This window comes from Rhodococcus baikonurensis (assembly GCF_040489275.1).
Taxonomy (GTDB): domain Bacteria; phylum Actinomycetota; class Actinomycetes; order Mycobacteriales; family Mycobacteriaceae; genus Rhodococcus_F; species Rhodococcus_F baikonurensis.
In genome coordinates this window covers 35,073-47,418 of record NZ_JBEUOQ010000001.1, presented here as the reverse complement: position 1 = coordinate 47,418, position 12,346 = coordinate 35,073, and the positions used below count along the sequence as shown (strand labels likewise).

Genomic DNA, 12,346 nt, shown 5'->3' with positions numbered 1-12,346 from the left:
AGTCCTTACGTAGGGTGTGTTGGAGGGGATATTGTGAAGTTTCGGGGGATGACAGGCGCCGATCACGGCGATTCTGCGTACCAACTCTGCGAGAGGCACAACACCGTCAATGGCACGTCAACAAGAGCGTGCGCGGCGTACCCGCGCCGCCCTGGTCGAAGCGGCTGCAGTCGAATTCGCCAAGCGCGGCTATGCAGCTGCGTCGGTGAACACGATCCTCGAGGGCTCCCGCGCCACCAAAGGCGCCATGTATTTTCATTTCCAGTCCAAGGAGGAGTTGGCGCGAGCAGTTCTGACCTCGGCTATCGAAACCTTCACTGGAATCACTGATCGTTGGGCCAAGAGAACAGACCTCGATCCATTCGTCGCCTTGCACGGGCTCGTGCTCGACATTGCCGAGGTCTTCCGTACCGAGGTGATCGTGCAGGCGGAATTCCGGCTGATCATCGAGCCGGAGTTCTACAAGGATGTGCAATCGGGCGGCGGCCAGGTCTGGGGAAAGACCGCCTACGAGTTGGCATTGCGCGCCAAGGACGACGGTTTGCTCCGCGAAGACGTCGACCCGGAGAAATTCACGCGTGTCCTGGCAGCGAGCCTTGCCGGCCAGCGGTACATGGCGGACCTGATTGCCTCGAGTGGCGATCTGGGCGTGTGGTTCGAGGAGTCCCTCGAAGTGGTGCTCGAAGCGATGGCCACGCCGGAGTGGTTGGAGAAGTTCCATCGTGACGGGTGGCCGCAAGTGGAGTTCCCCGACGCGGAATAGTCCACTTTTTCGGCCATGACCAGGCGATTTGTGATTTCCGAATGCCGTGCCATAAGCTATCCAAGCTCCCAACGGAACGCCGTTGGGGTACTAGTTCGGAGAGATCCGGCGGGCCCCCTTCGTCTAGCGGCCTAGGACGCCGCCCTTTCAAGGCGGTAGCGCGGGTTCGAATCCCGTAGGGGGTACGTTTTGCGAAAGCGAAACGATGCAGTATGGTTTGACCCGCACGACACGCTTTGAGATGCACAAATGCCAGGCCAGGACAGTGGTTTGGGAGCGGCTCGAAGATGTAGTACGGTTTCACAGCAAGGAAAAAGCAAGGCCCTGTGGCGCAGTTGGTTAGCGCGCCGCCCTGTCACGGCGGAGGTCGCGGGTTCGAGTCCCGTCAGGGTCGCAAAGCGTTGTTCTCAGTCTCTTGATTGAGAACAACGCAATGCGATAGGCATTCGGTTCGGGTGCCGTCCGGCCAGGTAGCTCAGTTGGTACGAGCGTCCGCCTGAAAAGCGGAAGGTCGCCGGTTCGATCCCGGCCCTGGCCACAACAATTCTTCTGAACAAGCTCCAACGTCGATGTTCTTCGAACATGAGGTTGGAGCTTTTTCGTGTTCCGATGCCAATCGCCATCTTCATTTCGGCGCGACCATCTGGGCAAGTACGCGCCCATCCCTTCGTGAATGTTTCCGGTCACCGGGAACGTGCTGTGCGTCACTCCGCCGTGAACTTCACTATTAGCCGGTTGCGGCCGATCCCTGGTCGCGTCTACTGGAAGTGAGGTGGAATACCTGTGTCGCACTCGAGATCTTGGCGTATCGGGAAAGTGAGCCGTGCCGCCGTCGCGGTGCTCGGTGCCGGCGTCTTGTTGGTGGGCTGCGCGAGTAGCAACGACGACAGCGGAACCGACACACCGACTGCGTCGGGTGACGTCGTGACCGGCATGGTCAACGAGCAACCAGATCCGGGGAGTGCAGTCGCCGGCGGGACCATGACGTACGGCGTGCAGGTACTCGTTCCCTCACTCGACCCGACCAAGACTGCCGCCCGCGGCGGTTCCGGTGGAGAGGCGTTCGCAGCTGTCTACGACGTCTTGATGAGCTACGACACTGCCAGCGGAGAATTCGAGCCCAAGCTTGCCGAATCGCTCGCGACCGCTGACGACGGAGCCACCTGGACTCTGAAACTTCGCGACGGTGTGAAGTTCAGCGACGGCACCACCCTGGACGCCAACGCGGTGATCGCGAGTATCGATCGGTACAACGCAGGCAAGGGCAACGGCGCCGAGCTCTGGCTGGCTTCAGTGGAATCGGCGCAGGCAAGCGATCCGACGACGGTCGTGTTCAAGCTGAAGACGCCGTGGATGCGCTTCCCGTCGATGCTCGCTCTCGGTCACGGGATGATCGTCGCCCCGAGTTCGCAGCAAGGCGACAAGTTCACCGCTGTCGGAGCCGGGCCCTTCACCGAAGATCTCTTCACTCCGAGCGTCGAGCGAGTTTTCAAGGCCAACCCGTCCTACTACGGCGGGGCTCCGAAGCTGGACAAGTTGCGAATGGTCGCCCTCAACGGTCCGCAGGCCAATCTCGAATCGTTGAACAGCGGTCAGCTCGATGTCGCGTACATTCGTGGCCTCACGTCGGCGATCAATTCCGCCAAGTCCGCTGGTTACCCCGGCTACATCGACGTGCTCAATGCCGGTAGTGCCGAGATCGTCAACAACCGTGAAGGCCGACCGGGCTCGGATGTTCGCGTCCGCCAGGCTATCGGCTACGCGCTCGACACCACGTTGATCGATCAGCGCGTGGAAAATGGTGAGGGACTGCCGGGCTCGGAGTTGTTCGGTCCGACGTCCCAATGGCATGTTGACACACCAGGTATCGCCTACGACCCCGAGAAGGCGAAGGAACTACTGAATCAGGCAAAGGCCGACGGGTACGACGGCACTCTCGACTACACCGTCCTGAGTGAGCCCAAGGATCATGCGATCGGTCTCGCCGTGCAGTCACTGTTGCAGGCCGTCGGGTTCGATGTGAACTTGATCTTGGCCAACAATGCCGGCGACATCGTGCAGAACGTCTACGTCAAGCACGATTTCGACCTCGCGCACGCGGGCATCGGAATGTACGAGTCGATTCTCGATCTCGGATTGTTCTCCACGACCAACAGCACCTCGATGGCGAACACTGCTGGATACGCGAACCCCGCGATGGACCAGCTGATCGCAGATCTTCAACAGGCCAAGGACAACTCGTCGACCCTGGCGGTCATCGGCAAGATCCAGACACTGTGGAACGAGACGGTTCCGTCCGCACCGATCGGCGGACTGACATCGTTCTGGGCCTGGCAGAAGAACGTTCACGGTGTCGTTCCCACAGCTACCGGAATCATGCTGTTCGACCAGGCCTGGCTGGGCGCGAAGTAGATCAACTGCTGCCCTCCAGGCGAGCCCCGTCCGACGCGAGTCGGGCGGGGCTCGTTCTCTTTCGACGTCCAGCATCAACGATGCAACCCTTTCGATCAGTGTGATTCAATTGAAATAGGTTGTAGGTCAATAGGATTCGTCAAGCGTGATTTGACTTGTCCAGTGTGGCCCGCATAGATTGCATCCACCATCCAGAGTGGCTGAGAGACCTGGCTCGATGATGCCGCAGCAACCCGCTACCTAACCGCAGTGTGGGTGCTACCGCCAGGACCGATGGAGGACACATGACTGTATTTGCCGTGGGTATCGAACTGGACGGCGAGGGCACTCACCCCGCCGCCTGGCGCCGAAGTTCGCACCGCCCGGATCAGCTGCTCACGGGTAAGACCGTGCGCGATCGCGTCGCGGCTGCCGAGAATGCGGGCTTCACCTTCGCGACGTTCGACGATTCCATCCTTCCGCCGAGTGGCGACGTCGTCGGCCGGATCGACGCCGTCTCGCGGGCGTCGTACGTGGCGGCGACGACCAGCACGATCGGGTTGGTCCCCGTCGTCGGGACCACGTACGCCGAACCATTCCACACGTCTTCGCAATTGGCGACGCTCGACTACTCCTCCCGTGGGCGCGGTGGCTGGCTGGCTGTTCCGGTCGAAGACGAAGCTGCGGCGAAGGCGTGGGGGAGAGCTCCGGTGACAACGGAGTCGGCGCGTCAGCAGGAGCAGCGGGATTCGGTCACGGTCGTGACCGATCTCTGGGATTCGTGGGAGGACGACGCCGTCGTCCGTGACTATCTCAGCGGACGGTTCCTCGAGCGCGATCGTCTGCATTACGTCAATTTCGAGGGTGACACGTTCTCGGTGAAGGGGCCCGCAATCGTTCCGCGACCGCCGCAAGGTCAGTTGGTGGTGTTCGGACGCTACGGAGAAATCGATCCACGCCAGGCGGATGTCGTTCTCGTTTCCGGTGATTCGGTGGAGGCTGTTACACAGTCGGCCGCCAAGGCGCGCGATGAGGGCGCGTCATTGGTGGTCGTCGAGGTCGATGTGGCATTCGATACGCCCAATCTGTCTGCGGCGCAGCGGTTGATCGAGCTGAACTCGCACGGGAAAGCCGTCGACAGTGGACGACTGCTCCTCGCTGCAGATCCAGGGGAGGCGGCCGTAGTTCTGAGGGAGTTGGCTGGGCACCTCGACGGGGTTCATGTCCACGCTCTCGTGATCGACGAGGACCTTCCGGTGCTGGCCAAATTCGTTCTTCCGGCGCTGTCCAAGGCCGGGCTGACGCGACGCCCGGTTCCGGGATCGACCCTGAGGGGCAACCTCGGTCTGCAGCGGCCCGCAAATCGATTTGCCCACTCCTCCTGACTTGACTTCGCGCTAAGGATATTTCGGCCATGACTGCATCACGCTCCGCCGTACCTCGACCCGACGCTCACGTTCACTTCGGCGTCTTCTTCCAAGGGGTCAACCACACCACCATCTGGTCCGATTCCGCCAGTGGTTCCCAGATCGACTTCGAGACGTTTCGGCGGTTGGTACTCACCGCCGAGCGAGGCCTGTTCGACGCCTTCTTCCTCGGTGAGGGCCTTCGCCTCCGCGAACAGAACGGCAAGATTCTCGACCTCGATATCGCCGGCCGCCCCGACGCCATCGCGCAGTTGGCCGCACTCGCCGGTATCACCGACAAGATCGGGTTGGTCGCGACGCAGAACACCACGTACAACGAACCGGCCGACCTCGCGCGTCGACTCTCCGGCCTCGATCTGCTTTCCGGTGGACGGGCTGGCTGGAACGCGGTGACCACCGACAACGCGTGGACTGGAGAGAACTTCCGTCGTGGTGGCTTCCTCGATCACGCCCTACGCTACGAGCGTGCCGGGCAGTTCATCGAAACCGCGCGGGCACTGTGGGATTCGTGGGCCGACGACGCGATCTCGGACTCTCGCACGTCCGAGCACTGGTCGAGTCCGGGAGCCGTCGGCGACGTACGCAAGCAGACTTCGCAGTTCGACATCTCCGTGACGCCGACCCTTCCCCGAAGCCGCCAGGGGCATCCGGTCATCTTCCAAGCGGGCGATTCGCCGAGTGGACGCGATTTCGCGGCGACACATGCAGATGTCATATTCTCCCGACACGGGACGCATTTCGACGGCGCTCTCGACTTCGCGGAGGACATTCGGGCTCGGTTGCGCAGAGCCGGACGACCGGAGGACGACGTCAAGATCTTGCCCAGCACACAGATCGTGTTGGCGGAGAACGAGTCCGAGGTCGAGGAGAAAGCGCGGTGGGTCCTCGAAGGCCAGTTCACCGGTCAGACTGCCCTGTCTCTGGTCGGACTGGTGTGGGGGAAGGATCTGTCCGATCGAGACCCGGACGGTCCACTGCCCGAAGAAGATCCGGTTGCCCGCCCCGTTTCCGAGACACGCGGTTCAGCGCGGGACGGCAACGACCCCATTGCGATCGCGCGTGAATGGCGGGCGCTCGCGGAGGCAAAGAACCTGTCCCTGCGTCAGGTCGCCATCGAGACCTCGCAGCGTTCGGGTTTTGCGGGCACTCCCGGCCAGGTGGCCGACCAGTTGGTGCATTGGGTGCGCAACGGAGCGTCGGACGGCTTCAACATTTCGCCGTACCTGGTGCCGACCGGGTTGGACGAGATCGTCGACTGGTTGATCCCGGAGTTGCAGGAGCGTGGGGCGTATCGCACCGAGTACTCCACGTCGACGCTGCGAGAGCACCTGGGTCTGCGGCCGCCGCTCACGCGTCGGGCTCCGTCCGAAGCTGCGGGGTAACGGGTCCTGTCGCACACGGTCACAGCGACGGCCGAATCCACCAAGCTCGATTCGGCCGTCCGCTGGGAGATTGTCGTTTGCGTCGCCGCGGGTTTCACCACTCTTCTCGATTCGGCGGTGCTCGGAATCGGAGTTCCGTCCATCCGTGCGTCACTGGGCGCGTCGACCTCCGAAGTGCAGTGGATCCTCGCGAGCTATTCGCTTACTTTCGGCTTGGCCCTGGTGCCGGCGGGCCGACTCGGTGACGTCGTCGGGCGTCGACGCTTGTTCTTGTCGGGGCTGAGCATTTTCGCGGTGATGGGAATCCTCGGAGCGTGTGCGTCGGACCCGTCGATGATCGTGTCGGCCCGGCTGGGGCAAGGGATCGGCGCAGGCACCATCAGTTCGCAGGTGCTCGGCATCATCACCGACCGGGTGTCCGGAAAGGCTCGGGCGAAGGCGTTGGGCGCGTACAGCACCGCGGGTGGGCTGGCCGGCGTTTCCGGACCGATCCTCGGTGGCGTTCTGCTGAAGTATTCCGACGCCGACTTCGGATGGCGGTTGCTTCTCGTTCTCAATGTGCCGTTTGCCGTGATCACTCTGATGTTGGCATTTCGCTTTCTGCGCCGTGATCGGACCACCCGATCAGGCGCGTCGATCGATCCGGTCGGGCTGTGTCTGCTGGCGACTACGACCGGGCTCCTGTTGTGGCCCATCGTGACCCGAACCAGTGTCACTGTCGCCGCGGTTTTCCTGATCGGCGCGTTCGGCGCTGCTGTTGCCTTCTGGTTCTGGGAGCGGCGGTACGCCGACCGCGGCGGAACGCCGGTACTGCTTCCGTCGTTGATCGCCTCACGGGGCTTCCGACTGGGTACAACGGTTGCACTCTTCTGGTTCGGATCCATCCTCGCCGTCAACGCGGTGCTCAGCCTCTATCTGATCGAAGGTTTGGGCTTCGCGCCGCTGAGTGCGGCGTTGATCATGACCGGTAGCTCACTCGCGATGGCACTGACGTCGGCTTTCGGATGGCGGTTGGTCGCCAGGTTCGGTCGAAGTGCGGTGGTTTTTGCGATAGTCGGCGAGATCCTCGTCATCCTCGGCTACGTCGTAGCGGTCAATGTGATTCCGCGGGAACATCTGATCCCGGTGCTGGTAGTCCTGGCGGTGCTGTCGGGAGTTGCCAGCGGCTTGGTCGACGCGCCAAATCGGGTTCTGACTCTCGAATATGCACCGACGGGCGCGAACGGAGTGGCAGCGGGTTTCCTGCAACTGTCGCAGCGCCTGTCCGCGACCATCTCGCTGGCCGCGGTGTCGGGGTTGTATCTCGGTGTACTGGGATCGTCGACTGACGGATACGGACGTGCGCTCGGTATCGCACTGGCCGTTTGTGTGGTCATGTTGACGCTCTCGTTGGCAGCAGCGGTAGCAGACAGACGTCGGCGAAGGGTGTGAACAGGCATTTCGTAGGTTGTCGAGTCCGTTCGAAGGCCGAGCCCGTGTGACTCATGGGACTTGTGTTACCCATGGGTTAGGAGTCGTGGGACGATACTTGTGTGGTGACCGGTCGCAGTGAAGACAAGCCCAACGGTCGCGGGAGTGGAGAGCCAGTTAACTCGCCCCGTGGATCGTCGGACAAACGTGACCGCACATCGACGCCCTTCCGTGCTCGAACGGCGCTCTGGACGAATCGGCCGCTGTTCGATTTCCACATGATCGTCGGTCTGGTCGTGCTGATCGTCGCGTTCGGACTACTGATGGTGCTCTCGTCTTCGGGCGTCGAGTCCTATGTTCTGTCCGGGACGTCCTATGCCAGATTCTGGCCGCAGTGCATGTTCGCGGCGATCGGTTTGGTGATGTTCGTGGCGGTCGTGCGCTTACCGACCGAAACGATGCGTAGAGCGTCGCCGTGGCTGCTGATCCTGTGTCTTGTTCTTCTTGTCCTGGTGCTGATTCCAGGTATCGGTTCGGAACAGATGGGTGCGCGCAGCTGGTTTGTGATCGCGGGTATTTCCTTCCAGCCGTCGGAGCTGGCCAAACTTGCTCTGGCGATCTGGTCCGCAGCGACGGTTGCGTCGTTCATGAAGGCGCGGATGGACGTCAATCGCGCGCTGCCGGTGATCGGCGGTACGACCCTGCTGGTTCTGGTCCTGGTGGTGTTGGAGAAAGACCTCGGAACCACCATCACGATCGGCATCATCTTCATGTCGGTGCTGTGGTTCGGGCTGTTCCGGATGAAGACGTTCATCAGCCTCACACTCGGTTCCGCAGTCGCGTTTCTCGTGCTCGGGCTTACTGCTGGTTACCGCTCGGATCGCATCAAAGCCTTCCTCAATCCTGATCTCGACCCGCAAGGCCTGAACTTCCAGAGCACCCAGGCGAAGTACGCATTGGCGAACGGCGGCATCTTCGGTCGTGGTCTGGGACAGTCCGACGCCAAATGGAGCTACCTCCCGCAAGCACACAACGACTTCATTTTTGCCGTGATCGGTGAAGAGTTGGGTCTGGTCGGCGCGCTGATCGTCGTTGCTCTCTTTGCTGCGGTACTGATCGTCGGGCTGCGGATTGCCAAGCGGTCCACCGATCCGTTCCTCAAAGTCATGACGGCGACGGCAACGACGTTGATCGTCGTACAGGCGTTCATCAACATCGCGTACGTGGTGGGCTTGATTCCGGTGACCGGTCTGCAATTGCCGCTCATCTCGGCGGGCGGAACGTCGATGATCACCACCCTGCTGATGTTCGGGCTGATCGCTCACGCTGCCTTCCGCGAGCCGGAGGCCGTCGCCTCGTCCGAGAGCAGCGGTCGCGGTTGGATTCCGCTGGTCTTCGGCAAGCCGCGGTTCGGCCTTGCCAAGAGACCGCAGACTGATCGGCGTCGGCCGCCTGCTCGCCGCGCTCAGCCTGTCCCAACTGGTCAACGCAGGCCGGAGCGACGTGCGCCACAACCCGACCGGCGCCGGACTCCAGCGCCGGGTCGACGCGCACCATCGCGTGACTGGTCGGAAGATCCACGTAGACGCGGCCGATCCGATCGGCCCCGGCGCGCTTCCTGATCTCGGCCGGTTCCATTGGCGGGCACTTCGGAAGCGGGCAGTCGTGCACCCGACAATTGCGTTGGGCGGCTACATTAGGAGTCGGTATTGACGACGTCTAATAAGGGTTGTGGACATGGCAGGTGGCGACAAGGCAGACCAGTCGGTGGTCGAACGTAGCTCGGTGACCGGACGTCGTACGACGCCGTCGCAGCGAGCGCGTTTTCGCCGGATTGTCGACGCTGCAATGGAATCCGCCTCCGAAGGCGGCTACGACGCGGTGCAGATGCGATCGGTCGCCGATCGTGCCGGCGTCGCGATCGGGACTGTTTACCGCTATTTCCCGTCCAAGAACCACATGCTCGTCGTCGCATTGTTGTGGATGTTCGAGGGTTTGCGTGACAGATTCCAGGACTTTGTAATCCCCGGCGAGACTCCGTCGGACCGGATTCTGTTTGTGCTGCGCAAGAATACGGAGGTCCTCGAGACCGATCACCTCCGCTACGAAGCGTTGGTTCGGGCGTACATGTTCGCAGACGCATCGGCGACTCCGGAACTCAACGCACTCGGTGGGGTCGTGACCGAGATGTTCGCGAAGGCTATCGGCGTCGAGGAAGTCTCGCAGCAGCAACTGGACGCGGTGAAGGTCATCGACGACGTCTGGATGTCGAGTCTCGTCTCGTGGGTTGCCGGCCGGATGACGACAGACGAAGTGATGGCGCATCTCGAACTTGCCGTGCGCCTGGTCTTTCGCAAGTTGGGCGGATAGAACTCACACGGTGTATCCGCCGTCGACGTTGAGCTTCTGGCCGCTGATGAATCCGGCGGCGTCGCTCGCGAGGAAACATACGGCTTCGGCGATGTCGGTGGCCGATCCGAAGCGCTTCAACGGGATTCGGCTCATGGTCACGTCGAGCGCGCCCTGATCGAGTTCGGCGGAGTTGATCAGACGCTCGGCCATTCCGTCCGTCAACATGCCTGGTCCTACGGCGTTGAACCGGACGCCGTAGCGTCCTTCCTCTGCGGCGAATCCGCGAACCAGTTGTTCGACAGCCCCTTTGGTGCCTGCGGAGAGTCCGTCGCGCACGGGAAAACGATCCGTAGCCGCGGTCGTCACCGCTACCACCGAACCCGAGGATGCACGCAGCGCAGGCAGGGCGGTGTGGACGAGCGTGAAGAACGCCGCGGCTTCCTGGTTCAGTTGTTCGGTGAAGAACGCCGGAGTCACGCGTGAGAGGTGCGTCATCGGGACGTGCGGTCCGGCAGCGTGGACGAGGGTCGTCAGCCCACCCAGATCACTGACCGCATCGCTGACGGCGGCGTTGATCGACGATTCGTCGGTGAGGTCGAGAGGGTACGAGTGGGCGCGTACGCCATGCGCGCGAATCTGCTCGCTCAGCTGCTCGGCGGCGTCCTTGTTGTTTCGGTAGGTGAAGGCGACGTCGTGTCCGCGTTCGGCGAGAGTCAAGGCGATCGCCGACCCGATTCCGCCGGTTCCTCCGCTGACAAAAGCTGTGCGTGCTGTGCTCACAATGCCTCCAGGTGTCTGCCGATTCTCAACCTAACAAATGCTTGGTTGGGGTGCTGGTCGGAATATATCAGTGCGCGAAGGACAGGCTCAGATTGCTATCGCAACCGGACTGATCGTCCTAATCTGTTGCCATGTCAGGAGACAGTGTGCAGTTGACCGACGGGGCGCCCGGTGGGGAATCCGAACCTCACGCACCGAGTTTGAACAATCGCCTGAATTGGCTGCGTGCAGGTGTTCTGGGTGCAAACGACGGAATCGTCTCGACCGCAGGCCTCGTGGTCGGTGTTGCGGCAGCCACAACCGAGCGCTCCGCGATCTTCACCGCCGGTTTCGCTGGTCTGGTTGCCGGCGCTGTGTCCATGGCGTTGGGTGAGTACGTTTCGGTCAGCGCTCAGCGAGACACCGAACGCGCACTCCTGCAGAAGGAGAAGAAGGAACTCCTCGAAACACCGGAGGCGGAACTTCAGGAACTGACCGAGATCTACGAGAACAAGGGATTGAGCCAGGAGACGGCTCGACGAGTCGCCGAAGAATTGACCGAGCACGATGCTTTCGCGGCACACGTCGAAGTCGAATTGGGCATCGACCCGGACGATCTCACCAATCCATGGCATGCGGCGATCTCGTCGGCAATCTCGTTCACGATCGGCGCGGCGATCCCGTTGGTCGCGATTCTGTTGCCGCCGACGGGTATCCGCGTGCCCATCGCCTTCTTTGCGGTGCTGATCGCACTTGCACTGACCGGGACGATCAGCGCGACGCTGGGCGGAGCCCGCAAGACCAGAGCCGTGCTACGAGTGGTGATCGGCGGCGCGCTGGCGATGGCTGTGACGTACGGAGTAGGTCAGCTGGTGGGCACGGGTCTCGGCTGACCCTGCTGTGCGCCTTTATTAACCGCGGGGGGTTAATAAAGGCGCACAGCAATTCAGGCGCGACAGATCATGACCGGTCCCGGCGCATGGTGCAGCAGATTCTGGCTCGTCGAGCCCATCACGGCGCCGGCCATCGCACTGCGCCCGTGACTTCCGACAACTATCAACTGCGCATCGTCCGCGTACTTGAGCATGACGGGAGCAGCGGCGCCGGGTTCACTGATGCGGGTGACCGGCACGTCCGGGTACTGGTCGGCCATACCGGCCAGGTTTTCCGCCAATAGCGCCGACTCCTCCTGCTCGACGGCCTCCCAGTCGATGAGGATTCCCGCTCCGCCCTCGCGGAAGGTGGACGAGCCCTGCCAGGTGTGGACGGCGATGAGCGGCGCGTCGAACTGATCGGCATAACGAAACGCGTACTCGACGGCCTTCTTGCTCAACGCACTTCCGTCGACTCCGACGATGACGGGACGTTGATCCGGACCGGGATTCTGCGCCGAACCACGCCACACCGTGACCGGACAGGTGGCGTGATTTGCCACCTTCAGTGCAGTCGAACCCAGCAGCCTCGAACGCAGTGCACCCGATCCGGTCGACCCCATCACGATCAGGCGTGCGGTACCCGAAGATTCGAGTATGTGCGTCGACGCCGGGCCTGGTGCGATCTCGGATTCGACGGTCAGTTCCGGGAATTCAGCTGAAATCACCGCGGCAGCGGCGTCGACGATCGCTTCGCCGTCTTCGCGGATCTGGCTGAGGAACTGCGACTGCAACATCACTGCAGCGGGACTGTAGATCGGACCCTCCTGCGGGAGGGCGTGCGCCAGAATCAGTCGTGAGTTCACCGCATTCGCAACCGAGGCGGCCCACCGGGCCGCGGCCGTGGACGCCTCGGATCCGTCGATGCCGGCGACGACATCCTGGTGTCCTGCAAGTGTGTTCATGTCTACTCCCTCTGAAATGATCGAG

At 62.2% G+C, this 12,346-nt stretch carries 10 protein-coding genes, 3 tRNA genes and 1 riboswitch; of the genes, 11 read left to right on the top strand and 2 right to left on the bottom strand.

Features of this window, described 5'->3' with window-relative positions; translation table 11 throughout:
* Window positions 1–109 precede the first annotated feature (109 nt).
* The 10 genes from ABWI03_RS00220 to ABWI03_RS00175 all read left to right on the top strand — a co-directional run bounded on the left by ABWI03_RS00220 (window position 110) and on the right by ABWI03_RS00175 (window position 9,743).
* Window positions 110–763, top strand: coding sequence for a TetR family transcriptional regulator (locus ABWI03_RS00220; RefSeq protein WP_019745065.1), 654 nt, complete (start codon window positions 110–112; stop codon window positions 761–763).
* Window positions 764–875: 112 nt separating this feature from the next.
* A tRNA-Glu gene (locus ABWI03_RS00215) sits at window positions 876–948 on the top strand.
* Window positions 949–1,083: 135 nt separating this feature from the next.
* A tRNA-Asp gene (locus tag ABWI03_RS00210) sits at window positions 1,084–1,157 on the top strand.
* A 70-nt stretch (window positions 1,158–1,227) separates the two neighbouring features.
* A tRNA-Phe gene (locus ABWI03_RS00205) sits at window positions 1,228–1,301 on the top strand.
* Between the two features lie 278 nt (window positions 1,302–1,579).
* Window positions 1,580–3,175 (top strand): ABC transporter substrate-binding protein, encoded by a 1,596-nt coding sequence (locus ABWI03_RS00200; protein ID WP_235170188.1) that lies wholly within the window; start codon window positions 1,580–1,582, stop codon window positions 3,173–3,175.
* Between the two features lie 184 nt (window positions 3,176–3,359).
* A riboswitch (SAM riboswitch) is annotated at window positions 3,360–3,455 on the top strand.
* 4 nt (window positions 3,456–3,459) lie between these two features.
* The gene (locus tag ABWI03_RS00195) at window positions 3,460–4,539 is read left to right on the top strand and encodes an LLM class flavin-dependent oxidoreductase (RefSeq protein ID WP_095968702.1); all 1,080 of its coding nucleotides are present in this window, start codon (window positions 3,460–3,462) and stop codon (window positions 4,537–4,539) included.
* A 29-nt stretch (window positions 4,540–4,568) separates the two neighbouring features.
* A complete protein-coding gene (locus tag ABWI03_RS00190) occupies window positions 4,569–5,963 on the top strand; it encodes an NtaA/DmoA family FMN-dependent monooxygenase (protein WP_095968703.1) in 1,395 nt (464 codons plus the stop codon).
* A gap of 69 nt (window positions 5,964–6,032) precedes the next feature.
* A complete protein-coding gene (locus ABWI03_RS00185; protein WP_298777795.1) occupies window positions 6,033–7,394 on the top strand; it encodes an MFS transporter in 1,362 nt (453 codons plus the stop codon).
* A 101-nt stretch (window positions 7,395–7,495) separates the two neighbouring features.
* Window positions 7,496–8,995: a putative lipid II flippase FtsW gene (gene ftsW, locus ABWI03_RS00180; protein WP_353798706.1), complete on the top strand. Its 1,500-nt coding sequence runs from the start codon at window positions 7,496–7,498 to the stop codon at window positions 8,993–8,995.
* Window positions 8,996–9,110: 115 nt separating this feature from the next.
* Entirely contained in the window at window positions 9,111–9,743 is a 633-nt protein-coding gene (locus tag ABWI03_RS00175; protein ID WP_007733896.1) for a TetR family transcriptional regulator, read from the top strand.
* A gap of 3 nt (window positions 9,744–9,746) precedes the next feature.
* On the opposite strand, the gene ABWI03_RS00170 is transcribed toward ABWI03_RS00175, so the two are convergent.
* Window positions 9,747–10,505 carry an SDR family NAD(P)-dependent oxidoreductase gene (locus ABWI03_RS00170; RefSeq protein ID WP_095968706.1) on the bottom strand — a complete coding sequence of 253 codons (759 nt, stop codon included), beginning with the start codon at window positions 10,503–10,505 and terminating at the stop codon, window positions 9,747–9,749.
* 131 nt (window positions 10,506–10,636) lie between these two features.
* Here ABWI03_RS00170 and ABWI03_RS00165 point away from each other — a divergent pair, with 131 nt between their 5' ends.
* Window positions 10,637–11,377 (top strand): VIT1/CCC1 transporter family protein, encoded by a 741-nt coding sequence (locus tag ABWI03_RS00165; RefSeq protein ID WP_095968707.1) that lies wholly within the window; start codon window positions 10,637–10,639, stop codon window positions 11,375–11,377.
* Window positions 11,378–11,430: 53 nt separating this feature from the next.
* Here the strand turns inward: ABWI03_RS00165 and ABWI03_RS00160 are convergent, their stop codons facing one another.
* Window positions 11,431–12,321 (bottom strand): universal stress protein, encoded by an 891-nt coding sequence (locus tag ABWI03_RS00160; RefSeq protein WP_095968708.1) that lies wholly within the window; start codon window positions 12,319–12,321, stop codon window positions 11,431–11,433.
* Window positions 12,322–12,346 lie beyond the last annotated feature (25 nt).